At 70.4% G+C, this 25905-nt stretch carries 21 protein-coding genes; 8 read left to right on the top strand and 13 right to left on the bottom strand.

The genetic code is table 11. The features are described 5' to 3' along the window. The first annotated feature begins 37 nt into the window (after positions 1-37). Both QT381_RS04100 and QT381_RS04105 read left to right on the top strand, forming a co-directional pair. Positions 38-691 carry an RNA polymerase sigma factor gene (locus QT381_RS04100; protein WP_289247461.1) on the top strand — a complete coding sequence of 218 codons (654 nt, stop codon included), beginning with the start codon at positions 38-40 and terminating at the stop codon, positions 689-691. Further along, positions 688-1143 (top strand): hypothetical protein, encoded by a 456-nt coding sequence (locus tag QT381_RS04105; protein WP_289247462.1) that lies wholly within the window; start codon positions 688-690, stop codon positions 1141-1143. Before QT381_RS04100 ends, QT381_RS04105 begins: the two co-directional genes overlap by 4 nt. 73 nt (positions 1144-1216) lie before the next feature. On the opposite strand, the gene QT381_RS04110 is transcribed toward QT381_RS04105, so the two are convergent. Beyond that, the gene (locus tag QT381_RS04110) at positions 1217-3304 is read right to left on the bottom strand and encodes an acyl-CoA dehydrogenase family protein (protein ID WP_289247463.1); all 2088 of its coding nucleotides are present in this window, start codon (positions 3302-3304) and stop codon (positions 1217-1219) included. 372 nt (positions 3305-3676) lie between these two features. After that, on the bottom strand, positions 3677-3835 hold the full coding sequence (locus QT381_RS04115) for a hypothetical protein (protein WP_289247464.1): 159 nt from the start codon (positions 3833-3835) through the stop codon (positions 3677-3679). A gap of 419 nt (positions 3836-4254) precedes the next feature. On the opposite strand from QT381_RS04115, the gene QT381_RS04120 reads away from it, so the two are divergent. Continuing rightward, on the top strand, positions 4255-4665 hold the full coding sequence (locus QT381_RS04120) for a thioredoxin family protein (protein WP_289247465.1): 411 nt from the start codon (positions 4255-4257) through the stop codon (positions 4663-4665). Between the two features lie 30 nt (positions 4666-4695). Here QT381_RS04120 and QT381_RS04125 read toward each other — a convergent pair whose 3' ends face one another. Beyond that, the gene (locus tag QT381_RS04125; protein ID WP_289247466.1) at positions 4696-5310 is read right to left on the bottom strand and encodes a TetR/AcrR family transcriptional regulator; all 615 of its coding nucleotides are present in this window, start codon (positions 5308-5310) and stop codon (positions 4696-4698) included. Between the two features lie 94 nt (positions 5311-5404). Here QT381_RS04125 and QT381_RS04130 point away from each other — a divergent pair, with 94 nt between their 5' ends. Further along, complete coding sequence (locus QT381_RS04130) at positions 5405-6889, top strand: MFS transporter (protein ID WP_289247467.1); 1485 nt, start codon at positions 5405-5407, stop codon at positions 6887-6889. Positions 6890-7040: 151 nt separating this feature from the next. Here QT381_RS04130 and QT381_RS04135 read toward each other — a convergent pair whose 3' ends face one another. The 3 genes from QT381_RS04135 to QT381_RS04145 form a co-directional block, all read right to left on the bottom strand. After that, positions 7041-8858: a DUF2207 family protein gene (locus QT381_RS04135; RefSeq protein ID WP_289247468.1), complete on the bottom strand. Its 1818-nt coding sequence runs from the start codon at positions 8856-8858 to the stop codon at positions 7041-7043. Between the two features lie 118 nt (positions 8859-8976). After that, positions 8977-10812, bottom strand: coding sequence for a DNA helicase RecQ (gene recQ / locus QT381_RS04140; protein ID WP_289247469.1), 1836 nt, complete (start codon positions 10810-10812; stop codon positions 8977-8979). A 466-nt stretch (positions 10813-11278) separates the two neighbouring features. Further along, positions 11279-11599: a hypothetical protein gene (locus QT381_RS04145; protein ID WP_289247470.1), complete on the bottom strand. Its 321-nt coding sequence runs from the start codon at positions 11597-11599 to the stop codon at positions 11279-11281. A 127-nt stretch (positions 11600-11726) separates the two neighbouring features. On the opposite strand from QT381_RS04145, the gene QT381_RS04150 reads away from it, so the two are divergent. Then, positions 11727-13514, top strand: coding sequence for an MFS transporter (locus QT381_RS04150; RefSeq protein WP_289247471.1), 1788 nt, complete (start codon positions 11727-11729; stop codon positions 13512-13514). A 492-nt stretch (positions 13515-14006) separates the two neighbouring features. On the opposite strand, the gene epsC is transcribed toward QT381_RS04150, so the two are convergent. Both epsC and cysK read right to left on the bottom strand, forming a co-directional pair. Further along, positions 14007-14555 (bottom strand): serine O-acetyltransferase EpsC, encoded by a 549-nt coding sequence (gene epsC / locus QT381_RS04155; RefSeq protein ID WP_289247631.1) that lies wholly within the window; start codon positions 14553-14555, stop codon positions 14007-14009. A 2-nt stretch (positions 14556-14557) separates the two neighbouring features. After that, positions 14558-15493, bottom strand: coding sequence for a cysteine synthase A (gene cysK / locus QT381_RS04160; RefSeq protein WP_289247472.1), 936 nt, complete (start codon positions 15491-15493; stop codon positions 14558-14560). Positions 15494-15631: 138 nt separating this feature from the next. Between cysK and QT381_RS04165 the strand changes: the two genes are divergently transcribed. Further along, positions 15632-16423 (top strand): siderophore-interacting protein, encoded by a 792-nt coding sequence (locus tag QT381_RS04165; RefSeq protein ID WP_289247473.1) that lies wholly within the window; start codon positions 15632-15634, stop codon positions 16421-16423. A 70-nt stretch (positions 16424-16493) separates the two neighbouring features. Continuing rightward, positions 16494-16937, top strand: a complete 444-nt coding sequence (locus QT381_RS04170; RefSeq protein ID WP_289247474.1) for a MarR family winged helix-turn-helix transcriptional regulator — start codon at positions 16494-16496, stop codon at positions 16935-16937. Positions 16938-17116: 179 nt separating this feature from the next. Here the strand turns inward: QT381_RS04170 and QT381_RS04175 are convergent, their stop codons facing one another. Further along, positions 17117-19243: a DEAD/DEAH box helicase gene (locus QT381_RS04175; protein WP_289247475.1), complete on the bottom strand. Its 2127-nt coding sequence runs from the start codon at positions 19241-19243 to the stop codon at positions 17117-17119. Between the two features lie 300 nt (positions 19244-19543). Beyond that, on the bottom strand, positions 19544-21250 hold the full coding sequence (locus QT381_RS04180; protein WP_289247476.1) for an ABC transporter ATP-binding protein: 1707 nt from the start codon (positions 21248-21250) through the stop codon (positions 19544-19546). 274 nt (positions 21251-21524) lie between these two features. Here QT381_RS04180 and QT381_RS04185 point away from each other — a divergent pair, with 274 nt between their 5' ends. After that, a complete protein-coding gene (locus QT381_RS04185; RefSeq protein ID WP_289247477.1) occupies positions 21525-22523 on the top strand; it encodes a LacI family DNA-binding transcriptional regulator in 999 nt (332 codons plus the stop codon). A 53-nt stretch (positions 22524-22576) separates the two neighbouring features. Here the strand turns inward: QT381_RS04185 and QT381_RS04190 are convergent, their stop codons facing one another. Genes QT381_RS04190 through QT381_RS04200 form a run of 3 tightly spaced genes read right to left on the bottom strand, consistent with a single transcriptional unit; the run spans position 22577 to position 25818 of the window. Continuing rightward, positions 22577-23521, bottom strand: a complete 945-nt coding sequence (locus QT381_RS04190; protein ID WP_289247478.1) for a carbohydrate ABC transporter permease — start codon at positions 23519-23521, stop codon at positions 22577-22579. Then, positions 23518-24474 carry a carbohydrate ABC transporter permease gene (locus tag QT381_RS04195; protein WP_289247479.1) on the bottom strand — a complete coding sequence of 319 codons (957 nt, stop codon included), beginning with the start codon at positions 24472-24474 and terminating at the stop codon, positions 23518-23520. Before QT381_RS04195 ends, QT381_RS04190 begins: the two co-directional genes overlap by 4 nt. Before the next feature lie 9 nt (positions 24475-24483). After that, positions 24484-25818: an ABC transporter substrate-binding protein gene (locus QT381_RS04200; RefSeq protein ID WP_289247480.1), complete on the bottom strand. Its 1335-nt coding sequence runs from the start codon at positions 25816-25818 to the stop codon at positions 24484-24486. Positions 25819-25905 lie beyond the last annotated feature (87 nt).

Here is a 25905-nt window from a genome sequence, read left to right on the forward strand (position 1 = left end):
CTCCCCGAACGAGAACGACGGACCGGAGGAGGTCGCAATGCTCGCGTCGCTGTCCCTCCCGATCCCCGCGGTCTCCGGGCCCCGCGCAGCCGCTTCGTCCACGGCGGCACGCACCGCCGCGCGCTCCGAGCTCGCCGACAGCGCCGAGCGCGCGCTCTTCGAGCGCCTGCGCGATGGCGACCGTGAGGCGCTCGGCGAGCTGTACCGGCGCCACAGTCGGGCGGTGTACGCGGCCGCGATCGGTGTGCTGCGCGCGCGACAGGAGGCCGAGGAGATCCTGCAGGATACGTTCGTCACGATGTGGCACCGCCGGGGCGCGATCAGCCTGGTCGGCGAGTCGACCCTGCCGTGGCTCGTGACGACGTCCCGCTTTCTCGCGCTCAACCGGGCCCGCTCGATCTCGCGGCGTCGCACAGACAGCGTCAATGACCCCGACGCCATCGAGTCGCGCCGACGCTCACCCGACGACGAGGCCGCGCTCTCCGAGCTGCGCGCACGACTCGAGAGCGCGATCGCCGGCCTGCCCGAGCTCGACCGCTCGATCGTCGCCCTCTGTCTCTCAGAGGACTACACCTACAAGGAGGCGGCGGTGCGACTGGGGGTGAGCCAGGCGACGGTACGCAACCGGCTCGGGCGGCTGCGCGTGCGCTTGCGCGCCGCTCTCGGATCGGCGAGAGAGGGCGAGCGATGAGCGACCTTCTACCCGACGACGCCGACTTCGCCGCCCTCGGCGAACGGATGCTGACCCGAACCCGACGCGACGACCGTCGCCGTCGGCGCGCGATGATCGCGGGCGCCGGTGCCGCGGCCGTGATCGCGGTGGGCGCGGCCACAGGGTGGGCCGTGCTCGCCTCAACCGAGGCCCGGCGCGACCTCACCTACTGCTACGGCGCGGCCGATCTGCAGGCGGAGCGTGTCGAGGTCGGCACACCCGAAGGCGCGCCGCACGACCCGGATGTGGCGGCTCAGGCCATCGCGAAGTGCGAGGCGGCGTGGCGAGTCGGAGCGCTCTCCTCGGACGGCGTCACGCCGCAAGATCCGCCAGCCCTCCAGCCGTGCGTCGCGCCCGACGGCGTGATCGCGGTGTTCCCCCGCGTTGCCGGCGACGCGTGCAAGGAAGTCGGGCTCGACGCCGCCGGGTGAGGTGCGGGGGCGCGGGTGGTCTCGAGACGCGTACTCGTTGCGCTCCTGCGCTCCTCGACCAGCGGACGGAGCGTCAGCGGCGCGGGGCTTTCCCGGCGCTTGTCTTCTCCGGGATCGGGGCCGTGCCCTCGGCGCGCTGCTTCGCGTAGAAGGCGCGCGCCTCATCCTGGCGCTGCTGCTCGGCGCCCGACGCGATCTCGGCGCGCACCAGCTCCGGGCTGAGCTGGAACGCGGCGACCAGGTCGAGGGCGTGCGGGCGCAGGCGGGGCAGCAGACGGTCGTCGATGTAGTCGGTGATCGCCTGCGCGCGGTGCGCCGAGAGACGCCCGTTGATGAGGTACCAGGCGGCGTGCTGCTCGATGAGGCCGAGCCCGAACAGGTCGCGCAGCCAGGTGAGCACCTTCTTGGTTCCCGGATGCTCGATCACCTCGATGGCAGCCGTGAACGCCTCCCACTGCAGCAGCTCGCCGTGCGCCCGGGCGGCCTCGAGCAGCTCGTTCTGGTTGCTGTTGAACAGGTCGTTCGCGGCGGTCGCGTCCATCTTCCCGGCCGCCCGCAGGCGAGAGCCGAGCGCCGCGACCATGGTCTCCACCCGGTCCGTGAGCAGCTGGCGCTGCGCGGCCGCGTCGCGCACGAAGCCCACCGAGCGCGCCGTCGAGCCGAAGTCCGCGACGCGCTGTCCGACCTGGCGCAGGCCGGATCGGTTGACGGCGTTCTCACCCACCTGGTCGGCGACGAAGCGGGCGATGGTCGCGGCATCCGCCCGCTTGAACCGCTTCGCGTAGTCGCTGAGCAGGCGCTTCGCCACGAGCTGCAGCAGCACGTTGTTGTCGCCCTCGAAGGTCACGTAGACGTCGAGGTCGGCGCGCAGCTGGGTGAGGCGGTTCGCCTGCAGGAAGCCCGCGCCTCCGCACGCCTCCCGCGCCTCCTGGAGGATGTCGAGGGCCGCCCACGTCGACAGCGGCTTGAGCGCCGCGGCGATCGTCTCCAGGTCCTGGCGGTCGTCATCCGTGTCGGTCCGACCCGAGAACACGCCGTCGAACGCGGTGAGGAAGGTCTCGTGCGCGAAGCTCATGGCGTAGGTCTGGGCGAGGCGCGGCAGCAGCCGGCGCTGGTGGCGCTGGTAGTCCAGCAGCACGACCTCGTCATCCGTCGCCCCGGAGAACTGGCGTCGCTGCGTCGCGTACGTGATAGCGATGTGCAGGGCGACCTTCGAGGCCAGCACCGCCGACCCGTCGAGCGAGACGCGGCCCTGCACGAGCGTGCCGAGCATCGTGAAGAAGCGGCGGCCCGGGCTCGCGATCGGCGACGAGTAGCTGCCGTCCTCGGCGACGTCGCCGTAACGGTTGAGCAGGTTCTCGCGGGGGATGCGCACGTGATCGAAGTGCAGGCGGCCGTTGTCGATGCCGTTGAGACCGCCCTTGAGGCCGTCGTCCTCGCCGCCCACGCCGGGCAGGAACGCGGCCGAGCCGTCGCGGATCGGCACGTAGAACGCGTGCACGCCGTGGTTAACTCCCCGCGTGATGAGCTGCGCGAACACGACCGCCGCGGTGCCGTGCAGCGCGGCGTTGCCGAGGTAGTCCTTCCAGGCAGCGCGGAACGGCGTGTGGATCACGAACTCGGCCGTCTCGGGATCGTACGTCGCGGTCGTGCCGACGGATGCCACATCCGATCCGTGACCCGTCTCGGTCATCGCGAACGCGCCCGGCACCCTCAGGCTCATGATGTCGGGCAGGAACCGTTCGTGGTGCGTTCGCGTGCCGAGGTGCATGACGGCCGCGCCGAACAGTCCCCACTGCACGCCCGACTTGATCTGCAGGCTGGGGTCGGCGAGCAGCAGCTCCTCGAAGCTCGCGATGTTGCCACCGTGGTTCTCGCCGCCGCCGACGCTCTTCGGGAACGCGCGGTGCACGACGCCCTCGTCGACGAGGATGCCGAGCTGGTGCAGCACGCGCGCCCGATGCTCGTCGAGACCGAGACCGTCGACGCGGTGCAGATCGGGGCGGCTCGCGATGAGCGCGCGCGAGTGGTGGCGCTCGTCGGCCCAGGCGCCGAGCAGGTAGTCGCCGAGCCAGGCCACGTCGATCGACACGGCCTCGGGCGCGGTGGAGGTGGCCACGGCCTGAGCGGTCGCGGTCGGGCGGGGAGCGGTTTGCGTCATGACGTCACCTTCGTCGCATCACGGGATGCCTCCACGCTACGTCGGCGGCGCCGGGAGCGCCGGGCGGTCGTCGGTCTCCACGAACCGTCCGGATGCCGTCGCGCCGACGCTTGTCGGGTGCCGACAGCGCGACCTTCGCCTGCTGGCAGAGAAGGCCCGTCAGCATCGCCTCGAATCCGCGTCGATGCCCGTCCGTTCGGCGCGGGAGCGCTCAGCGCGGGTCAGCTCAGCACGGGTCAGCGCGCGTCCGCTCAGCGCGGGTCAGCGCGCGTCCGCTCAGCGCGGGTCAGCGCGCGTCCGCTCAGCGCCCGTCCGCTCAGCACGGGTCAGCTCAGCACGGGTCGGCGCGCGTCCGCTCAGCGCGGGAGATCCCTACCAGGGGCGCCCGGAGAGCGGGGCGACGATCGCGACGAGGTGCACGCGGAACGCCTCGGGGTTCTCGACGGCGGGAAGGGCATCCGCTTCGATCGCGCGCGCCAGTGCCCACGCGATCCCGGCCCCGTAGCTCGAGCCGCCCGCAACGGATCTCACGGAGATTCGGTGCCTACGCCCCACGGTTGGCCGCTTCCAGCGCGTGACCGACCGGAATCTCCGTGAGATCCGTTGTTCGGGGGACGGGGCGCGGTGTTCTCGAGCCGGGACCGCGCCGAGCGTGACGCACGCGCTCGGCGCGCGCGCCCGGATCGTCAGCCAGGGCGAGAAGTGTCGCTCGACACGAGCAGGTCGAACCCGATCCGCTCGTCCGCGACGGCGGCGTCGTGAGCCCGCGCGGTCCGCTCTGCTCGGTCACGAGGGTGCAGCCGAATCGCGTCATGGTCCGACGCCAGGAAGTACCGGATGCCGCCCCGCCCGGCCGGGTCGACGCCCAGCAGCCACAGAGCGACCCAGCGCACACAGAACGACCCAGCGCGACCCAGCGCACACGGCATCCGTCGCCCTACGCTGGAGGCATGGCCATCGTGAACCTCACGACCGACGACTTCGAGAAGACCGTGCTCGACGGCGGCAACGACATCGTGCTCGTCGACTGGTGGGCCGACTGGTGCGGTCCGTGCAAGGCGTTCGCGCCGATCTACGACGCGGCGAGCCTGAAGAACCCGGACATCACGTTCGGCAAGATCGACACGGAAGCCGAGCGCGAGCTCTCGGGAGCGGCCGGCATCCGCAGCATCCCGACCCTGATGGCGTTCCGCGAGGGCGTTCTGGTGTTCTCGCAGGCTGGCGCGCTGCCCGCACCCGCCCTCGACCAGGTGATCGAAGCCGTGCGCGGGCTGGACATGCGCGAGGTGCACGAGAAGGTCGCGGCGCAGCGCGCAGCGGCCGACACCGCGGAGGGCGTCGAGGCGGACCGGGTCGGCTGAGCTCGCTGCGCGGATCGCGCGAGGGCCGGCTCAGGCCCCTGCGCAGCCGCGCACGGCGGGCAGAATGACGCCGTCGATGATCGACAGCAGGAACGCGCGGTCGACCGGCTCGCGCAGCATGAGCGTGCGGTAGCTCACCATCGAGACCGAGACGAGCGAGAGCAGGTCGACGTCGATGTCGGCGGGGACCTCGCCGCGATCGATGGCGCGCTGGAACAGGATGCGGTTGGCCGCCACGCGCGGCAGCACGACGGCCTGCTGCGCGGCCTCCGCGAGCCCCGGCTCGTCGTTGATGAGCGAGATGAGCCCGCCCATGATCCGTGCCTTGCGTTGCGCGTCGTGCACGGCCGGCGCCTTGATCATGGCGACGAGGTCGCCACGAAGCGTGCCCGTGTCGGGCAGGGCGTTGAGGTCGACGCCCGCCTTCATGCACGCGACCGCGTCGATGACGAGGTCCGCCTTCGACGTCCAGCGCCGGTAGACCGTGGCCTTTCCGGCCTTCGCCCGGGCGGCGACCATGTCGATCGTCATGCCCTCGTAGCCGGTCTCGGCGAGCACCTCGAGGGTCGCATCGAGGATGTCGGTGTCACGGCTGGGGTCGCGCTTGCGGCCGAGGCGCGGCGCTGCCTCGTCGACCTGCGTCATCGTGGCCTCCTCTTGTTCGTGCGCAGTTATGGTAACGCGAAGTTCAGGAACTCGTCTGTTTCGGAACTGTCAAGTTCCGTATATGCTTCCCGTCATGTCAGAGATCACCCCCGCGCCGGCCGCTTCGCGCCGGTGGCTGACGCTCGTCGTCGTCGGCCTGGCCCAGCTCATGGTCGTGCTCGATGCGACCGTCGTGAACATCGCCCTCCCCTCCGCGCAGACCGACCTCGGCTTCAGCGACGGAGACCGCCAGTGGATCGTCACGGCCTACTCCCTCGCGTTCGGCAGCCTGCTGCTGCTCGGCGGACGCGTGTCCGACCTCGTCGGGCGCAAACGCACCTTCCTCATCGGCCTCGTCGGCTTCGCCGGCGCATCCGCTCTCGGCGGCGCCGCGGCCACGTTCGGTCTGCTCGTGGCGGCGCGGGCGCTGCAGGGCGCGTTCGGGGCGCTCCTCGCACCGACCGCGCTCGCCGTGCTCACGACGACGTTCACCATCCCGAAGGAGCGCTCGCGCGCGTTCGGCGTCTTCGGCGCGATCGCCGGCGCCGGTGGCGCGGTCGGCCTGCTGCTCGGCGGCGTGCTGACCGAGAACCTCGACTGGCGCTGGAACCTCTACGTCAACGTGCCGATCGCCGTCGTCGCGTTCATCGGCGCGGCGATCCTCGTGCCCGCCATCACCCGGGAGGGCGCGCGCCCGCGCCTCGACGTGCCCGGCACCGTGCTCGTGTCGGGCGGCCTGTTCGGCATCGTGTTCGGCTTCTCGCACGCCGAGACGGACGGATGGGATGCCCCGCTCACCTGGATCTCGCTCGCCGCGGCGGTCGTGCTCCTCGTCGCGTTCGTGTTCTGGCAGCGGCGCGCGTCGCATCCGTTGCTCCCGCTCGGCATCGTGCTCGACCGCAACCGCGGCGCCGCGTTCCTCACGGTGCTCATCGCGGGAGCCGGCATGTTCGGCATCTTCCTGTTCGTCACCTACTTCCTGCAGGTGCAGCTCGGGTACTCGCCGATCCAGACCGGTCTCGGCTTCCTGCCGATGATCCTCATGCTGGTGCTCGCCGCGCAGCTCGGAAACAACATCTTCCTGCCGCGGTTCGGCCCGAAGGTCATGGTGCCGATCGGCCTGACGCTGCTCACGATCGGCATGGTCTACCTCACGCACCTCTCGCTCGACAGCGTCTACGTCGCCGACATCATGCCGCCGCTCCTGATCCTCGGCTTCGGCATGGGCTCGACGATGCCGGGCGCATTCCAGTCGGCGACGCTCGGCGTCGACCGCTCGTTCGCGGGGGTCGCCTCGGCGATGGTGAACACGTCGCAGCAGGTCGGCGGCTCGATCGGCACCGCGCTGCTCAACACGATCGCGGCGAGCGCCGCGACGGCGTGGGTCGATGCGCACGCGAAGACCGCGACCCTCGCAGCGGATGCCGCCATCCACTCCTACACGACGGTGTTCTGGTGCAGCGCGGGGCTGTTCGCGTTCGGCGCCGTGCTCACGGCGCTGCTGTTCCGCCGCCGCTCACAGGGACTCTCCCTCTCGCACGCGGCACCGCCCACGGGCGAGCTCGCCGTCGCCCACTGAGCCGCTCCCGCTGAGGGGACGCATTCGGCGGGTATGGGCGTACCCATTCCCACCGAATGCGTCCCCTCACGCGCGCGCGTGCGCGCTGAGTGCGCTGAGCGCGCGACAGCGCGCGCGGAGGGTGCGCGCGAGCGCGCGAGCGAGGGCGGGGTCAGCGGCCGCCGCCGCCCCCGCCGCCGAACCCGCCGCCCGAGAAGCCGCCGCCACTGAAGCCGCTGAACGAGCTGCCTCCGCCGGAGCCCGACCACGACGAGCCCGACGAGCCCGACGCCACCGTCGTCGCGAAGGCGGTCGACGCGAATGCCCGCCCGAACGACGCCGCTCCGAGCGTCGAGAACGCCGGCTCGATGTCGGTCGGCGTCGTCGCGTACTGGCGGCCGAGCACCTCGCGCCATCGGTCCTCGATGTCGAACAGGATCGCGTAGGGCAGCAGCTTCTCGTAGAGCACCACGAGCTGCTCGCCCGTCGGCGCCGCCCGAGTCTCGACGCCCTCCGGGCTCTGCAGCACGCGGATGCGGTCCGCCTCCGCGAGCGCGAGGTAGTCCCGGATGCCGAGCAGGTGCTCGTAGGCCGGCACGGCCTTCTCGGTCGGACGCTCCGGCGGCGCGAGCACGATCACCGTCGCGACGCCGAGGACGAGCGCGAGCGCGCACAGCAGGTAGAAGAGTCCCGCGCCCCAGTCGCCGACCAGGAGCACGGCGCCGAGCACGACCGCGAGCCCCGCCACGGCGGCGCCCGCCGCTCGCAACGCCGTGCTCGTCCGGGTGTGCCGCCGGGCGACGAGCCCCTGATCGCGCACCGAGTCCCGCGCGTCGCCGAGCAGCTTCGTCACGCGGTCGCCGATCTTCGTGTCCCCGTGGTCGAGCGTGACCGTCGTGCCCGGCTTGATCGAGCCGAACAGGGTGCGCGCGGCCGCACTGTCCTCGTCGTCGAGCGCCGTGGCATCCGTCAACCGCAGCGTGTAGTCGTCGCCGTCCCGCGCGAGCGTCGCCGCGCGCGCGACCACGAGCTCGGTCACGAGCGCGGGCAGGGCGCGGTCGCGCTCGTCGAGCAGCTCGGCCGCCTCCATGACGCCGATGCCCGGGAACGCTGCGTACTGCGGCACGATGATGCCCGTCCCGCGCGGCGGGCCGAGTCGACGGATGCGCACCACGATCCCGGCGATGAGCACGAGGAGTGCGAGCGCCGCGAGGATCCACACGAGCAGCCGCGGCACCGAGATCGGCACGTCGAACGTGCCGGGCGCGAACCCGACCACCACTGTCACGTTCTCGTGCTCGGCGAGATCGGTGACGTCGACCGAGTAGCTGTCGCCTTCGCGCGTGATGTCGCAGGGGTCGTTCGACCCCTGCTCGCCGACGAAGCACGCGGTCCGCCCGTCGACCGAGCGGGCGAGCGCCGGATCCACGTGCAGCGTCGCGGACACCTCGCCGAACGGCTGGTTCCAGCCGGTGCCGTTGACGTCGAATGTGAACTCCTGGCCGTCCGAGAACACCGGCGCGTGGATGGCGTCGCGCATCCGATAGGCGATGACGTACGTCGTCCGGCCGTGCACGTACTCGTCCGTGCCGACCGCGACGGTCGTGAAGCCGTCGCTGTGGTCGACCTCGTAGGCGACGGGCTGGTCCGCGGCATCCGTCACCGACTCGACGTGCACGTCGAGCGAACGACCGTCGGCGGTCTCGGGGATCGCGCGGACGATGCCCCGGTTCTGGTCGTAGTCCGGGAAGTCGGCGACGAACGTCTCGGTCACGGCGAGCCGTGCGCGACCGGACTCGTCGGCCGTCAGCTCGTAGTCGGTGTGCAGGCTCTCGAACGAGAAGTCGTCGGTGGACGCGTACGAGTAGCCGTCGTCGGACGAACCGCCGCCGTCATCGTCGACGAATCCGATGAGCGCGATCACTCCGATGACGAGGGCGACGAAGAACCAGCCGCCGCCGCTCTTCTTCGAGGTGCTGTGCCTGCTCATGGCCGCGAGCGTATCGGGCGGCGGCGGCGCGGAGGCGCGTCCGTCACCAGCCGCGACTGCACGACCCGGCAACTACCTCGACGAGGTCATTCGAAACGCTCCGGCATTCTAGACCCCCTCACGCTCTGACGAGCTCGAGGAGCTCGGCGCCGTACTGCTCGAGCTTCTTCTCGCCGACGCCGCTGATCGAGGCGAGCTCGCCGAGCGAGGCCGGGCGCGTGATCGCGATGCCGCGCAGGGTCGCGTCGCCGAACACGACGTAGGCGGGTACGCCCTGCTCGCGCGCTCGGGTCGCCCTCCAGGCGCGCAGCGCCTCGAACAGGCCGCCCGCCTCCCTCGGCAGCTCCTGCACGATCTTCGCCTTGCGGCCGCCGCGCGCCGGGCGCTCGGGCTCCTTGCGCAGGCGCACGGGGCGCTGCCCGCTGAGCACCGCGGCGCTCGCCTCGGTGATGACGAGGGTGCCGTAGCCGTCGTCGGCGACGCCGAGCACGCCCTGGGCGAGCAGCTGGCGCACGACACCGCGCCACTCGGCCTCGCTGAGGTCGGCGCCGATGCCGAACGTCGTGAGCTGGTCGTGACGCTGCTGGGTCACGCGGTCGGTCTCGCGCCCCAGCAGGATGTCGATGATGTGCCCGGCGCCGTAGCGCTGCTGGCGCTCGCGCCACAACCGCACGACGGTCGAGAGCAGCTTCTGCGCGGGGATCGTGCCGTCGATCGCCTCGGGCGGCGCGAGGCAGGTGTCGCAGTTGCCGCAGCGGTCGCCGCCCGCGAACTCCTCGCCGAAGTAGCTCAGCAGCTGCACGCGCCGGCAGTCGACCGTCTCGCACAGCGCGAGCATCGCGTCGAGGTTGGCGCCGAGGCGACGGCGGAACTCTGGCGTTCCCTCGGACTGCTGGATCATCCGTCGCTGCTGCACGACATCCTGCAGGCCGTACGCGAGCCAGGCCGTCGAGGGCAGGCCGTCGCGGCCGGCGCGGCCGGTCTCCTGGTAGTAGCCCTCGACGCTCTTCGGCAGGTCGAGGTGGGCGACGAAACGCACATCGGGCTTGTCGATGCCCATGCCGAACGCGATCGTCGCGACCATCACGACCCCGTCGTCGCGCAGGAACCGCGCCTGGTTCGCGGCGCGCAGCCGCGCGTCGAGTCCGGCGTGGTACGGGAGCGCCGGGATGCCGTGCTCGGTCAGGAACGCCGCGGTCTTCTCGACGGATGCCCGCGACAGGCAGTAGACGATGCCCGCGTCGCCGTCGTGCTCGGTGCGGATGAAGCTCAGCAGCTGCTGCAGCGGCTGGTTCTTCGCCTCGATGCGGTACTGGATGTTGGCCCGATCGAAGCTCGAGACGAAGTGCCGGGCGGTGCCGAGGTCGAGCCGCGCGGCGATCTCGCGGTGCGTGACCTCGGTGGCCGTGGCGGTGAGCGCGATACGCGGCACGGTCGGCCAGCGCTCGTGCAGCACGGAGAGCCGCAGGTAGTCGGGGCGGAAGTCGTGGCCCCACTGGCTCACGCAGTGCGCCTCGTCGATCGCGAACAGGGCGATGCGGCCCTCGTCGAGCAGCCGGGTCGTCGACTCGACCGCGAGCCGCTCGGGCGCGAGGTAGAGCAGGTCGAGCTCGCCCTCCCGGTAGGCGCGCTCGACGAGCGCACGCTGGCCGGCATCCTGCGTCGAGTTGAGGAACGCGGCCCGCACGCCGAGCGCGGCGAGGGCGTCGACCTGGTCCTGCATGAGGGCGATGAGCGGTGAGATCACGATGCCGGTGCCCGCGCGCACGAGCGACGGGATCTGGTAACACAGCGACTTGCCGCCGCCCGTGGGCATGAGCACGATCGCGTCGCCGCCCGCGACGACGTGGTCGATGATCTCGTGCTGCTGGCCGCGGAAGCTGTCGTAGCCGAACGTGCGCTCGAGCACCGCCAGCGGCGTCGCCCTCGGCATGCTGGCGTGCGCGGCTGTCATGGTGCGGCCCAGTGTACGGACGACGTGCGACGCTCCCCGGATCCGAGCTTCCATTGCCTCCGAGCGCGGATGTCGATAGCGACCGAATGCCACCGCATGACCGAGTACTCTACGAGCTCGCCGTAGCACGGGTGAGGAACGCCAGTTGTACGTTTTCGGCCGTCGGCGTGCCTGTCATCAACGTCATCGCCTTGCCCGGTCAAGGATTCTCGGTGAGCGCCCTTGAGCACCGAACGGCGTCGGTGCCCGTGGAGATCGCTCACACGCAGAACGCATTCCGTGTGGATGACTATCAAGGCGCCGCCCCGGCTGCCGTTCTTCAGGCGGACGTCTCAGTCGGGGATCGGATGGATGGTCGGGGCGACGGGACTGAGCGCTTCGTCGGCCATCGCATCCGTGCCGTCCGATACGTGGCCGTCGACCTTCACTCTGGACCAAGCCATGCGACGCCCGCCCGCGCCCGGCGTCATCCGTTCGCGTGGTCGTCGCGCCGTCGGTCTGCGTAGGACAGGTCGATGCGGATGGGGCCGCTCTCGATCGGCGGATCGCCCGGCGCCGGGGCCGGCGCGGGGGGCACGGATGCCGCATCCTGCACGACCTTCGCCTCGTACGCCGACGGGTGGTACAGCTCCTCGAACGGTCCGCCGCCGAAGCCGGGCGGCACGTAGGCGGGGTCGCTCTCACGGCGGCGGGCGAGCGCGCGGCGGACGGCGATCGGCGCGGCGACCGCCGCCGCGACGAGCGCGACGACGAGCAGCGTGCCGAGGGCGATGCCGAGCCACGTCATGGCATCGAGGGTAGTGCGGCGAACCGGCACCGGGCCGTTCCCAGCGGAGGCAACCTCCGCTAAGCTTGTGTTTAGGCAACTAAACCACCCGGCCTCGACGGCGAGACCACGTCCCGAAGGGAAACCTGTGGCTCGCTCCACCCGGTCCGGCGTCTTCCACCGCGATCACCCGCGCTACAAGTGGATCGTGCTGAGCAACACGACGCTCGGCGTGCTCATGGCGACGATCAACGGCTCGATCGTGCTCATCTCGCTGCCCGCGATCTTCGCCGGCATCCAACTCAACCCGCTCGAAGCGAGCAACGTGAGCTACCTGCTGTGGATGCTCATGGGCTACATCCTCGTGACGGCGGTGCTCGTCGTCACGTTCGGGCGGCTGGGCGACATGTACGGCCGGGTGCGCATCTACAACCTCGGCTTCGTGATCTTCGCGCTCGCCGCGATCGCGCTGTTCTTCGTGCCGTTCACCGGCGCCGCGGGCGCGGACTGGCTCATCGGCTGGCGGCTCGTGCAGGCCGTCGGCGGCGCCATGCTCATGGCGAACTCGCCCGCGATCCTGACGGATGCGTTCCCCGCGAACCGGCGCGGCATGGCGCTCGGCATCAACCAGATCGCCGCGATCGCCGGAACGTTCCTCGGCCTCGTGGTCGGCGGCGTGCTGGCCGAGATCGACTGGCGCGCGGTGTTCTTCGTGAGCGTGCCGATCGGCATCCTCGGCACCATCTGGTCGTACGTCTCGCTGCACGAGTCGGGGGTGCGGCGCCCGTCGCGCATCGACTGGGCGGGCAACATCCTGTTCGCGATCGGCCTCGTGGCGCTGCTCACGGCGATCACCTACGGCATCCAGCCCTACGGCGACAGCTCGACGGGCTGGCTCAACCCGTGGGTGCTCGCGGGCCTCATCGGCGGCGGCGCGCTGCTCGTCGTGTTCGTGATCGTGGAGTCGCGCCTCGCCGAGCCGATGTTCAACGTGCGCCTGTTCCGCATCCGTGCGTTCGCGACCGGCAACCTCGCGGCCCTGCTCGCGTCGATCGCGCGCGGCGGCCTGCAGTTCATGCTCATCATCTGGCTGCAGGGCATCTGGCTGCCGCTGCACGGCTACTCGTACGAGTCGACGCCGCTGTGGGCGGGCATCTACCTGCTGCCGCTCACGGTCGGCTTCCTCGTCGCCGGCCCGATCTCGGGCACGCTCAGCGACCGGATCGGCGCCCGCGCGCTTGCGACGACCGGCCTGCTCGTCGTCGCGGCGACGTTCGTGCTGCTGCTCGTCATCCCGGTCGACTTCGCGTACGGGGAGTTCGCGCTGCTGACGTTCCTCAACGGCATCGGCTCGGGCATGTTCGCGGCACCGAACCGCACCGCCATCATGAACAGCGTGCCGGCGGACCAGCGCGGGGCGGCATCCGGCATGTCAGGCATGTTCCAGAACGCCGGCAACTCGCTCTCGATCGGCGTGTTCTTCTCGCTCATGATCGCGGGCCTCGCCTCGACGCTGCCGACCGCGCTGCGCGACGGTCTCACCCAGCACGGAGTGGCGGATGCCGCGGCCGCCCAGCTCGCGAACCTGCCCCCGGTGAGCAGCCTGTTCGCCGCGTTCCTCGGCTACAACCCGATCCAGTCGCTGCTCGGCCCGGCCGGGGTGCTCGACCACCTCTCGGCCGCGGACTCCGCCGCGCTCACGGGCAAGACGTTCTTCCCGCAGCTGATCTCGGAACCGTTCCACTCGGGGCTCGTGATCGTGTTCATCGCCGCGGCCGTCATGTCGGTGATCGGCGCCATCGCCTCGGTCTTCTCCGGCGGCAAGTACGTGCACGACGACGTAACGGATGCGGTGGGTGCGCCGGCGGGGATGCCGGCGGTGCCGGGCGCGGGCGTTCCGGTCGCGAATGCGGCGGAGCAGCTCAGCGACGTGTGAGCATCCTGCTGGCCGAGGAGCGCGACCACGTCGCCCGCGTCTCGAGACCACGACGGCCCCGGTCGGCGAACGAGTGGTCTCGAGACGCGTCCTCGCTGCGCTCGGGCGCTCCTCGACCCACGGAGTGGGCGCTCGGGCGCTCCTCGACCAGCGGGTGGGCGCTCGGGCGCTCATCCACCAGCGGAGTGGGCGCTCGGGCGCTCATCCACCAGCGGGGTGGGCCGCGCGATCAGATGATCCAGACCGGCTCGTGGTCGGCGACGTGTGAGCATCCTGCTGGCCGAGGAGCGCGACCACGTCGCCCGCGTCTCGAGACCACGACGGCCCCGGTCGGCGAACGAGTGGTCTCGAGACGCGTCCTCGCTGCGCTCGGGCGCTCCTCGACCAGCGGGGCGGGAACTCGGGCGCTCCTCGACCAGCGGAGTGGGTCCGGCGCTCCTCGACCAGCGGAGTGGGTCGGGCGCTCATCCACCAGCGGGGTGGGTCGCGCGATCAGATGATCCAGACCGGCTCGTGGTCGGCGGAGTCGCGGGGTCGGGCGACGGCCGGCACGCCCGTGACGATCGAGCGCGGCGGCGCGGAGCGCAGCACGACCGCGCCGGCGCCGACGGCGGAGTCCGCGCCGATCGAGATGGGCCCGAGCAGCGTCGCAGCGGCCCCGATGAGCACACGATCGCCGATCGTCGGGTGGCGCTTGACCGCGTCGAGCGCCGTGCCGCCGAGCGTCACCCCGTGGTACATCGTCACGTCATCGCCGATCTCGGCCGTCTCTCCGATCACGACGCCCATGCCGTGGTCGATGAACAGCCGGCGTCCGATCCGGGCGCCCGGATGGATCTCGACGCCCGTGAGGATTCTCGCCATCTGGGCGAGCACGCGGGCGAGCAGGCGCATCCGTCTCCCCCACAGCGCGTGCGCGAGCCGGTGCCACCAGACCGCGTGCAGCCCCGAGTAGAGCAGCCACACCTCGAACGCCGAACGCGCCGCCGGATCCCGGCGGCGCGCTGCGGCGACGTCCTCGCGGACGTTGAACAGTCCCAGTGTCAGACCTCGAGGTCCTCGTAGAGCACGGTCGACAGGTAGCGCTCGCCGTAGCTCGCGACGATGACGACGATCGTCTTGCCCGCGTTCTCGGCGCGGCCGGCCAGCTCGAGGGCCGCAGAGACGGTCGCGCCCGACGAGATGCCGGCGAGGATGCCCTCGTCGGTCGCGAGCTTGCGCGCGACCTCGACCGAGCGGGTGATGTCGACGTCGATGATCTCGTCGTAGATCTCGCGGTCGAGGATCTCGGGGATGAAGTTGGCGCCGATGCCCTGGATCTTGTGCGGACCGGGGGCGCCGCCGTTCAGAATGGGCGACTCGGCCGGCTCGACTCCGACGATCTGCACGCCGGGCTTCTGCTCCTTGAGGTACTGGCCGGTGCCCGAGATGGTGCCGCCCGTGCCGATGCCGGAGACGAAGATGTCGACGGTCCCGTCGGTGTCGTCCCAGACCTCGGGGCCGGTCGTCGCACGGTGGATCGCGACGTTCGCGACGTTCGCGAACTGCTTCGCGAGGATCGCGCCGGGCGTGGCCGCGGCGATCTCCTCCGCCTTCGCGACGGCCCCGCGCATCCCCTCGCTGCCCGGCGTGAGCACGAGCTCCGCGCCGTAGGCCTTGAGCAGCAGCTTGCGCTCCTTCGACATGGTCTCGGGCATCGCGAGGATGACGTGGTATCCGCGGGCGGCGCCGATCGCGGCCAGCGCGATGCCGGTGTTGCCGCTCGTGCCCTCGACGATCGTGCCGCCGGGCTTCAACTCGCCGGACCGCTCGGCCGCGTCGACGATGCCGACTCCGAGGCGGTCCTTGACGGATGCGGACGGGTTGTAGAACTCGAGCTTCGCGAGCACCGTCGCGCCGAGACCCTCGGTCAGGCGGTTGAGCTTCACGAGCGGGGTCTTGCCGAAGACCTCGGTGATGTCGTTGTAGATGCGGGCCACGTGAGGCCGTCCTCTCTGCGCCGGGAACACGGACGGCACGAGCCTATGGCCTCGCGCACGCCGGATGACGTGATGTTGCGGCCACGGCATCCCGTGTTGACTTAGGGTAGCCTTACCTACCCGACCCGAGGAGCTCCCGTGGGATTCGAGAACGCCCGGCGCGCGTCGACGCTGTGCCGCGTCGCGGTGACGCGCGCCGAGCGCATCAGCCCGAACTTCATCCGCGTCACGGTAGCGGGTGACGAGCTCGCCCACCTCGCGGACCACGGGTTCGACCACTGGTTCCGGCTGTTCCTGCCCCAGGAGGGACGCGAGACGAGCTTCGACCTGCCCGACAGCTTCGGCATGGGCGGCTACGTGAAGTACCTGCGGATGTCGGGATCGTCGCGTCCGCACCTGCGCAATTACACGGTGCGCGCTCTCCGTCCCGCCGAACGCGAGCTCGACATCGACTTCGTCGTGCACGGCGACGAGGGTGTCGCGGGGCGCTGGGTGCAGCGCGCCGCGCCCGGCGACCGGGTCGCCCTCATCGACCAGGCGCACGCGTACGGCGACCACTCCGCGGCCACGGAGCACCTCATCGCGGGCGACGAGACGGCGCTGCCCGCGATCGCGAACATCCTGCGCGACCTGCCGCGGGACGCGCGTGGCCTCGCCATCGTCGAACTGCCGGATGCCGCGGACGCCCAGCCGCTCGACCCGCCCCCCGGGATCGAGGTGCGCGAGCTCGTGCGGCGCGCCGGCGATCGGCCGGGGTCCGCGGCCCTCGCCGAGGTGCAGCGGTGGCGCCCGGCGACCGAGCGTCCGGCGGCGTATCTGGTCGGCGAGCAGGCGCTCGCGGCCGGTGGGCGCCGGCACGCCGTTGCGGCCGGCGTGCCCAAGAACGACGTCGTCTTCACCGGGTACTGGAAGCTCGGGCGCGCTCACTGAACCGCACTCGGCGAGGATTGCGGCATCCGCACTGTTGACGGATGCGAACAATCCCGGCGAATCTTGGTTCATGACGGATCCCGCCGGGGCGAACGCGGCCAATCGCCTGGCGCACGTGGTGGCGCGGCTGAGCCGCCGCATCCGTGGCGCGAACACCGGGCTGAGCTACGGGCCGCTGTCGGCGCTGGCGACGATCGAGAAGTTCGCGCCCGTGCGGCTCGCGGATGTCGCGCACCAGGAGTTCATCTCGGCGCCGAGCACGACCCGCCTCGTCGCCGACCTCGAGCGCCGCGGCCTGGTGTCGCGCTCGGTCGATCCCGACGACGGTCGCGCGTTCCTGCTCGACGTGACGGCTGCGGGCGAGACGGAGGTGTCGCGGGCGCGCACCGCGCGGGGCGCTCTCGTCGAGCGGCTGTTCGTGCCGCTCGACGAGTCCGATCTCGCGCTCATCGTCGCCGCGCTGCCCGCGCTCGAGCGACTGCTCGAGCTCGATGAGCGCGCCCAGCGACGCTAGGGCGCAGGGCGCGGGGCTCCCGGGCGCGGGGCTCCCCACCCGTGTGAGGACGATCTGCGCGTGTGAGGACGGTCTGGGCCGTCCTCACACGCGCAGATCGTCCTCACACCGGGGAGGGGTGTTCGCGGGGGAGGGGTGTTCGCGCGGGAGGGGTGTTCGCGCGGGCGGGGCCGGGCGGGTTAGAGCGCGGCGAGCTGCGTGACGAGGTCGTCGCCGGGCGCGACCTGGTCGAAACGCGCCTCGATCTCCGCGCGGCCGAGCAGGTCGTCGAGCTTGCGGCGGCGGTTCTTCGGCACGAGGGTGACGACCGTGCCCGCCTTGCCCGCCCGGCCGGTGCGGCCGGCGCGGTGCAGGTACGTCTTGTACTCGTCGGGCGCGTCGGCCTGGATCACGAGCGAGATGTCGTCGACGTGGATGCCGCGGGCCGCGACATCCGTGGCGACGAGCACGTTCACGCGTCCGCTCGTGAGCCGCTCCAGGTTGCGCGTGCGGCGCGACTGGTTCAGGTCGCCGTGCAGGCTCACCGCGCCGATGCCGGCATCCTCGAGGTACTCGCTGAGCTCCTCGGCGAACGCGCGCGTGCGGGTGAAGACGAGCGTCTTGCCGTCGCCGCCCGCGAGCTCGCGCACCAGCTCGCGCTTGTCGCGCTGCTCGATGAGCAGCACACGGTGGTCGATGGTCGAGCTGGCCTGGTCCTCGCCGGCGACCTCGTACACCTCGGGCTCGACGAGGAACTCGTCGACGAGCGTCGCGACCCCCGAGTCGAGGGTCGCCGAGAACAGCAGCTTCTGACCGTCCGGCGCGGTCTCACGGATGATGCGCTGCACTGGCTCGAGGAAGCCCAGGTCGCACATGTGGTCGGCCTCGTCGAGCACCGTGACCATGACCTCGGAGAGGTCCAGGGCGCCGCGGTTCACGAGGTCCTCGATGCGGCCGGGGGTGCCGATCACGATGTCGACGCCGCGCTCGAGCGCGCCGAGCTGGCGCTGATAGGGCACGCCGCCGTAGACCTGCGTCGTGAACACGCCGACGCTGCGCGCGATCGGCTGCACGGTGCGGTCGATCTGGAGTGCGAGCTCGCGCGTCGGGGCGAGGATGATCGCGCGCGGCGACCGTCCCATCTGACGCTTGCGCCCCATCCCGTTCTCCATGAGGCGCTCGACGAGCGGGGCGCCGAACGCGATCGTCTTGCCGGAGCCGGTGCGGCCGCGGCCGAGCACGTCCTTGCCCGAGAGCACGGCGGGGATCGTCGCGGCCTGGATGGGGAACGGCGCGTCGGCTCCCAGCTCGGCGAGCGTGCGCACGATGTTGCCGCCGAGGCCGAGGTCGGCGAACGTCACGCCCTCGACGTCGGTCGCCTCGACAGCGGATGCCTCGAGCCGCTCGAGCACGACGTCGTCGACGATCGGCTGCGCGGACTTCTCGGGGTAATAGGAGGAGTCGCGGCGGGGGGCGCGCTCGTCCCGGTCGAAGCCGCGGGGAGCGCGGTCGTCGCGGTCGAAACGGCGGGGGGCGCGGTCGTCACGGTCGAAGCCGCGGGGAGCGCGATCGTCGCGGTCGAAACGACGGGCACCGTTCGCAGCGTCGCGGCGGGGCGCGCGGTCATCGCGCGTCGGACGCTCGTCGCGATCGAAACGACGGGGGGCTCGCTCGTCCTCGCGGCGCGGGGTGCGGTCGTCGCGGTCGAAGGCGCGGGGGGCACGGTCATCACGATCGAACCGGCGGGGCGCACGGTCATCGCGCGCCGGACGCTCGTCGCGATCGAAACGACGCGGGGCACGCTCGTCGCGATCGAAGCGACCGGACCCGCTGGCGGCGTCGCGGCGGGGCGCGCGGTCATCACGGTCGCGGCGCGGCGCACGCTCGTCGCGATCGAAACGACGCGGGGCACGCTCGTCGCGATCGAAACGACGCGGGGCACGCTCGTCGCGGGCCGGACGCTCGTCGCGGCCCGCGCGGCCATCGCGAGAGAACCGCTCGTCGCGGCCCGCGCGGTCGCCGCGGGCGGGCCGGGGGTCCTTGCCGCGCGGCTCCCAGTTCGGGCGGCCGTCGGCAGCGAACCGGGTCGAGCCGTCTCGATTCGCCGAGTTTCCGCGCCGAGCGGTCCCGGTCGGGACCGCTCGGGACGGGGAGTACGAGCGGGCGGCGCGGTCGTCGTCGGTCCAGCGGCGCTTCGACGCGGGAGCGGCATCCGTCTCCGGCTTCCAGCCGCGGTGCTTGGGGCTCTTCTGCGCCGACTTGGGCGCGGCGGCGCGCGGCGCCGCCGCGCGCGTCGACGAGGTGCGAACAGACTTGTTCTGGGGCATGACTCTTCCGTGGTTCGTTGTCTCACCGCATGCTCGTGCCGCGCGAGCGCGCGTCACAGCAGGAACCCGGGCATCCATCGGCCGAGGCCATCACATACAGATCGTGATCGTCCGTCTCGCGATCGCGAGCGGAACCGGCCTCTGGGGCTCACACAGGAATACACACGTGCCCCTGGCCGACCGATCGACCCTACACGACGGATGCCGCGCCCACCAGAGCGCGCAGCGCAGCGCGCCCGCGAGCAGACGACGTGGTCGATCGCCGCCGTCTGGGAAGAGCATCCTGACCGCTCCCGCGCGCTACGCCACCACATCCGCGTACAGACGCGAATAGGCGCCGTTCGCAGCCAGCAACTCCTCGTGGCCGCCCTGTTCGACGATGCGGCCGCGCTCCAGAACGACGATGCGATCCGCGTTGCGGACCGTGCTGAGCCGGTGCGCCACGATGAGCACGGTTCGCCCCCGATTCAGACGCCGCATCGCCTCGCGCACGAGCGACTCCGACTCGTTGTCCAGCGCTGAGGTCGCCTCGTCGAGCAGCAGGATGCGCGGGTCGCGCACGATCGCGCGAGCGATGGCCAGCCGCTGCCGCTGCCCGCCGGAGAGCGCCGAGCCACGGTCGCCGACGCGCGTGTTCCACCCGTCGGCCAGCGCTGCGACGAACTCCTCGGCATTCGCCTCGCGCAGCGCATGGGCAACGACGTCGTCGGGCACCTCTCCGAGCCCGTACACGACGTTCTCCCGTACCGACCCGTCGAGGAGCACCGACTCCTGCGGCACGACCGCCACGTGTCGTCGCACCGTACGGAGGTCCAGGGTCTCGATATCCGACCCGTCGAGCAGGATGCGCCCGCCCTGCGGTCGCACGAACCCCAGCGCCAGGTTGAGCATCGTCGATTTTCCGGAGCCGGACGTGCCGACGAAGGCGATGGTCTCCCCGGCGGCCACGTGGAGCGTGAGTCGATCGATCGCGTGCGCCGCGGACCCGGGATACCGGTAGGAGACGTCCTCGAATGCCAGCTCGCCGGTGACCGATGCCACCGCGCGCTTGCCCTCGTTGTGCTCTCGGTCGGGTTCGGCGAAGAGCTCGCCGAGCGACCTGATCGACTCGATCCCCTTGGTGAACAACGGTGCGAGCCCGAGCAGCTGAACGACGGCGCCCGTCAGCATCCCGAAGTAGGTGCTCAGCAGCACGACCTGGCCCGGGGTGATGGGGATCACCCGGTTGAGCGCGGCGATCGCCGCGAGAACGAGACACACCAGTCCGAGTGTCTGGTAGCTGATCCAGGAGGAGACGTTGAAGCGTCCCTGCATGTGGTCGAGTCGTCGACCGCTCGCGCGCAACCGATGGGAGCTGTCCGCGATCCGCTGCTCGGCCACCGCCTCCAGCCCGTGGGCGCGCGTCACCGGCATGAGCGCGGCGACCTCCCCGACCGCTCCCGACAGCTCCTCCACGTCGCGCCGGAACCGTTCGTTGAGCGACCGCGACGCACGCCGCCCCGCACTCACGATCAGTGCCGAGACCGGTATCACGAGCGCGAAGATCGCCACGAACGCCGGGACCTGCACCGCGGTCACCGTCACGGCTCCGATCAGGATGCCGATTCCGCCGGCGAACGCGGGCAGCCCCGTGCTGAGCATGAATTCGACGTTCTCGACGTCGCGCACCAGCTTGCTCTGGATCACCGAGGCACTGGTGCGGGTGTGGAATCCGATGGACAGCGTCTGCAGCTCGCTGACCGTCGCGACGCGCAACTCGGCGGCGATCTGGCGAAATATCCGGCTGCTCAGGCGCACGAACGTCATGCTCGTCGGATAGTTGCTCAACAGAGCGACCAGACCGACCGCGCCGAGCAGCAGCACCCGCGCGGAGGAACCGTGATGCACGAGGTCATCGATGATGGCCGCCGTGATGACCGGCAACAACCAGACCGGCAGATCCTTCAGCGCGAACATGACCAGGGCGACGGCAATGCGCAATCGGTACGGGCGCATGAGCGACAGCATCGTTCGCGCCGGATGTCCGCCGTCGACGGTGTACGGAAGCGGATTGCGACGCCGAGCGGGCACGGGACTTCTCTTCTATGAGGTTCGTGAGTATGCGGGACGAGCGCGGTTGCCCCGGCCGTGTCCTCCGGCTCGCACCGTGCGCTCGATCGGAACGATGCGATGAGATAACGTTATCTGGGACCGCGTTCCGAGTACAGCACGCGGCAGGAACCACTCCGCCGCCCACCAACGGACTGGCCGTCTCCGATGCGACGCGTCAGCAAGGATGCCGATGAAGAGCCAGAACCCGACCATGGTCGACGTCGCCCGTGAGGCCAGGGTCTCGGTGAAGACGGTCTCGCGGTTCGTCAACGGCGAGACGAACATCGACCCCGTGCTCGCGGGCCGCATCGCCTCGGCGATCGAAGGGCTCGGCTACTACCGCAACCTCGCTGCTGCGAGCATCCGTCCGGGCTGGACCAGCCGGATGATCGGCGTCGTGATCAGCGACCTCGCGAATCCGTTCTACTCGACCCTGGCTCGTGCGATCGAAGAGGCGGCCGGCGCGCAGGGCTATCTCCTCATCATCGCGAGCTCCGAGGAGGACGGCCCGACGCACGATCGAGTCGTCGATCGGCTCATGGAGCAGCGCGTGGACGGGCTCATCGTCGTTCCGCCGCGCACCCCCGGTCGCGCGTGGGCGGATGTGCGCCCGTCCAGCCCCGCGCTCGTCATGCTCGACCGCCCGCTCGACGCCGCGGGAGCGGACATCATCCTCGCCGACAACGCCGGCGGCGCTCGATCCGGAACCGAGGAGCTCCTTCGTCACGGCGCACGCCGAATCGCGTTCGTCGGCGCGCAGCACGACGTCTATTCCGTGGCCGAGCGTCACCGCGGCTACTCGCAGGCGCTCACGGCCGCGGGCCTCCGGCCGGACGACATCAGCGTGTCCGAGGTGACGCGCGACGCGGAGCACGCGGCCGCCCTCATCGAACGCCTGGTGGAGACGGACGCTACGGATGCGATTTTCGCTGCTAACAACCGCGCCGCGATCGGTGCGCTGCTGGCATTCCGGCGCCTCGGGCGACGGCTTCCTCTCATCGGATTCGATGACTTCGAGGCCGCTCCGCTGGCCGTTCCCGCGGTCTCGGTGGTGCGCCAGGACGTCAATGAGATGGGCCGACTCGCCGCCGAGCTGGTCATCCGGCGCGCCACCGGGCGCGGCGCGCCGGCGACCACGCACACGCTGCCCACGTCGCTGGTGCTGCGGGGCTCCGAGCTGCCGGGCTGAGCCCCGATCGCGCGCCGCGCCGACCCTGCGGCGGGGACGCGCGACGCGCGAGCTCAGCCCTTCAGCGAGAACCCCTGCATCCCCTTCACGAAGTGACGCTGGAGGAAGAAGAACAGGATGATGGGCGGCAGCATCGCGAGGTTCGCGACGGTGAATGCCATCGGGACGTCCGACAGCACCGACTGATTCGACGTGGCGGCCTTCAGAGTCGCCATGTCGCTCATCAGGTTCTGGCCGCCCAGGCCGATCGTCCACGCCTCCGCGTTGCCGCTCACCGTGATCAGCGGCCACATGTAGTCGTTCCAGATCGCCACGGACTGGAAGATCGCCATGACGATGATCACCGGTCGCAGCAGGGGAAGGTACACGTGCCACAGCACGCGGATCAGGCCCGCACCGTCGAGTCGCGCGGCCTCCTCGAAGTCGGGTGGGATGCTGATGATCGCCTGCCGGACCAGGAAGATGTAGGTCGCGTTGCACAGGCCCGCGATCATGAGCGCGGCGAACGAGTTGATCAGGCCGTGGCCGCCCTGGCCCGTCGCGTCGTTTCCGCCCAGGAACGGGACCCGCGCCATGAGCACGTACGTCGGGATCAGGAACACGATTCCGGGAAACATCATGCCGGAGAGCAGGATGTTGAACGCCAGGATCCGCCCCCGGAAGCGGAGACGCGCGAAGACGTATCCGCAGAGCACGGCGACGATGCCCGGGACCAGGATGTACCACGCGATCCGCAGCACCGTGTTGAAGAACCAGATGGCAACCGTCGGCGGCAGCTGGGCGATCGCCTCCCAGTTCGACAGGGTCGGCGCCGTGATGAGGGGCCAGAACGTCGACTTCGCGAAGCCCTCGACCGTGGTGAACGTCGCCGCGAGCCCGAAGATCAGCGGGTAGGCCATCACGAGGCTGCCGACGATCATCGCGACGTTGACGACGGTTCTGGACGCGGAGACCTTCTTGCGCCGTTGCTTTCTTCGAGGCTGAGTGATCGCGGTCATCGTTGCTCGTCCTTCGTCATCATGCGCAGCATGGTCAGACTGAATGCCAGGAGCAGGAGCGCAAGGATCACCGCCCCGGCAGCGGCGAGACCCAGGTGCGCGTTCACGAACGCATCGTCGTAGATCTGCAACAGCATCACCATCGTGGAGTTCAACGGGCCGCCCTTCGTCATGAGCAGCACTGATTCGAACTGCTGAAATCCTCCGATCGTCGTCGTGATCAGCACGAACACGAGCATCGGCTTCAGCAGCGGGATCGTGATGTAGAACGTGCGTTGGATGGCGACCGCCCCGTCGACCCGAGCGGCCTCGTAGACCTCCGGGTCGATGCTCGACAGTCCGGCGATGAACAGCAGGACCGGTCCGCCGATCCCGTGCCACACGGTGTACAGGATCAGGATGATGCGGGCTGCCGTCGGATCGGTCGTCCAGACGAACGGGCCCTGGCCGAACATCGCCAGCATCCGCGAGACGACCCCGTCGCTCGGCGAGAGGAAGATCAGGGCGACCTGTGTCGTGATCGCCGCCGACGTCAGCGTGGGCACGTACCACGCCGCCCGGTGGATGGCCGCGCCGATGACCCGGGTCTGAATCGCGAGCGCGATGAGAAACGCCACGACCGTCTGCACCACGAGGATGCCGACCGCCATGATGAACGTGTTCAGCATCACCGTGGGGTACGGATCCTGCAGGTAGCGCAGATAGTTGCCCAGTCCCACGAAGCTCGGGGAGGCGCTGATCCCGTTGTAGTTCGTCAGACTGAGTGCCACATTGAGCAGCACCGGAACGAACTCGAAGACGCCGAGGTAGACGAGAACCGGCACCAGGATGATCCATGCCGTCCGGCGCTGCCGCCGCGCGGTGGCGGACCGCTTGACGCGGCCCGCCACGCTGTGCGACGTGTCATGTGCTCGCCCGATCGGTTGTGCGCCGATCTGCTGAGTGGTCGCCACGATGGTGCTCTACCCCTTCAGAGCGGTTTCCGCGGTGGCCTGGGCCTCATCCCAGATGTCGCTGAGCGAGTCGTTCGTCGTCAGGGTCTTCAGGAATGCGTCGTTCCACGCCTGCCAGACCTGCTGCGGGTTCGTCGACCACTGCGGCAGCGGATGCACATCCGCGTTCAGAAGGACGTCGGCGAACGGCTGCTCGGCGGCGCTCATGGTCGGCCGGACCGCCTCGAGGGCGGACTTGGTCGCCGGAATCCGGCCGATCGCCGTGTACCCGAGCTCCTGCGCCTCATCCGTCGTGAGCGACTTCACGAATTCCTTCGCGAGGTCCACGTGCTTGCTCGTCTTGAGCACCGCGTACAGCACGTTGCCCACGACGAGCGACGACTGCGTCCCGCCGGCGGGCAGGGGAACCATGGAGTACTGGCAATCGGTGCAGCCCGATTGCGCGGCCCACGCGACGTGCCAGCTGCCCGCAACCTGATAGGCCGACTTGCCTTCGAAGAGCGCCGAGTAGATCTTCCCCTCATCGGGGTCGAAGTTGAGCCCGGGCTGCGTGGTCTTGTCGATCTCGCGGAGGAACTTGTAGACGTCGAGCGCCTTCGGGTCGTTGAAGTTCGGCTTGCCGTCGGCCGTGGCGAGCGGGGCGCCCGCCTGGTTGAGGAACACGGCGGCGCGGAACACCGCACCGAGGTTGGAGCCCTGCGGCCCCTGGTCGGTGTAGCCGTAGTACTTGCCCGCGCCCTTCGCGGTGATCTCCTTCGCCTGCGTCAGCAGGTCGTCCCACGTCGCCGGGGCGGAACTGCAGTCGAGGCCCGCCTCCTCGATGACGGTGCAGTTGCGTTCGAATCCGAAGACACCGGTCCACGACGGAAGCGCATACGTCTTGCCGTCGTACTGCCCCGCCTCAAGGGTGCCGGGGATCAGGTTGTCCTTGATGTCCTTGATCTCGTCGTCGAGGGGCACGAGCGCGTCGTTCGCGGCATACGACTGGAAGTAGTTCTCACCGACGATGATGTCGGGGCCGGTACCCGCGAGCAGCGCCGTCGTGAGGTTCTGGCGCAGAACATCGTCCCAGCCGTGGTTCTCGATCTTGACGGTGACGCCGGGGTGCGCCTTCTCGAACGTGTCGATGAGGTACTGCCCGTACTTGCCCTGCTTGTCGGGATCGCTCTTGATCGTGTCGGCCGTGGTGCCTTCGGCCCACACGACGAGGGTCTTGTCGTCGCTGGCCTGCGTGCCACCCGGCGATGCCCCGCAGCCGCTCATCGTGATCGCGAGAACGCTGGCCGCCAGGGCTCCCGCGCCGGCGCGCACCGCGCGCGCCCTGTGTCCGGTACTTGTCTTCATTGACGCCACCTCTTAGTTCTTGGCCACGTGCGCTGCGCACGTGAAACAACGTTGTTTGACTCGTGCACTATGACACCTTCCACCGGG

This window comes from Galbitalea sp. SE-J8, assembly GCF_030345695.1.
Taxonomy (GTDB): domain Bacteria; phylum Actinomycetota; class Actinomycetes; order Actinomycetales; family Microbacteriaceae; genus JAUASV01.

Bases quoted from the DNA above. Each gene is read 5' to 3' on its own strand.
- QT381_RS04180 (WP_289247476.1), bottom strand. From the start codon at position 21,250: ATGCTGTCGCTCATGCGCCCGTACCGATTGCGCATTGCCGTCGCCCTG.
- QT381_RS04200 (WP_289247480.1), bottom strand. From the start codon at position 25,818: ATGAAGACAAGTACCGGACACAGGGCGCGCGCGGTGCGCGCCGGCGCG.
- recQ (WP_289247469.1), bottom strand. From the start codon at position 10,812: ATGACAGCCGCGCACGCCAGCATGCCGAGGGCGACGCCGCTGGCGGTG.
- QT381_RS04185 (WP_289247477.1), top strand. From the start codon at position 21,525: ATGAAGAGCCAGAACCCGACCATGGTCGACGTCGCCCGTGAGGCCAGG.
- QT381_RS04100 (WP_289247461.1), top strand. From the start codon at position 38: ATGCTCGCGTCGCTGTCCCTCCCGATCCCCGCGGTCTCCGGGCCCCGC.
- QT381_RS04130 (WP_289247467.1), top strand. From the start codon at position 5,405: ATGTCAGAGATCACCCCCGCGCCGGCCGCTTCGCGCCGGTGGCTGACG.
- QT381_RS04190 (WP_289247478.1), bottom strand. From the start codon at position 23,521: ATGACCGCGATCACTCAGCCTCGAAGAAAGCAACGGCGCAAGAAGGTC.
- QT381_RS04125 (WP_289247466.1), bottom strand. From the start codon at position 5,310: ATGACGCAGGTCGACGAGGCAGCGCCGCGCCTCGGCCGCAAGCGCGAC.
- QT381_RS04145 (WP_289247470.1), bottom strand. From the start codon at position 11,599: ATGACGTGGCTCGGCATCGCCCTCGGCACGCTGCTCGTCGTCGCGCTC.
- QT381_RS04175 (WP_289247475.1), bottom strand. From the start codon at position 19,243: ATGCCCCAGAACAAGTCTGTTCGCACCTCGTCGACGCGCGCGGCGGCG.
- QT381_RS04105 (WP_289247462.1), top strand. From the start codon at position 688: ATGAGCGACCTTCTACCCGACGACGCCGACTTCGCCGCCCTCGGCGAA.
- QT381_RS04110 (WP_289247463.1), bottom strand. From the start codon at position 3,304: ATGACGCAAACCGCTCCCCGCCCGACCGCGACCGCTCAGGCCGTGGCC.
- QT381_RS04135 (WP_289247468.1), bottom strand. From the start codon at position 8,858: ATGAGCAGGCACAGCACCTCGAAGAAGAGCGGCGGCGGCTGGTTCTTC.
- QT381_RS04120 (WP_289247465.1), top strand. From the start codon at position 4,255: ATGGCCATCGTGAACCTCACGACCGACGACTTCGAGAAGACCGTGCTC.
- QT381_RS04170 (WP_289247474.1), top strand. From the start codon at position 16,494: ATGACGGATCCCGCCGGGGCGAACGCGGCCAATCGCCTGGCGCACGTG.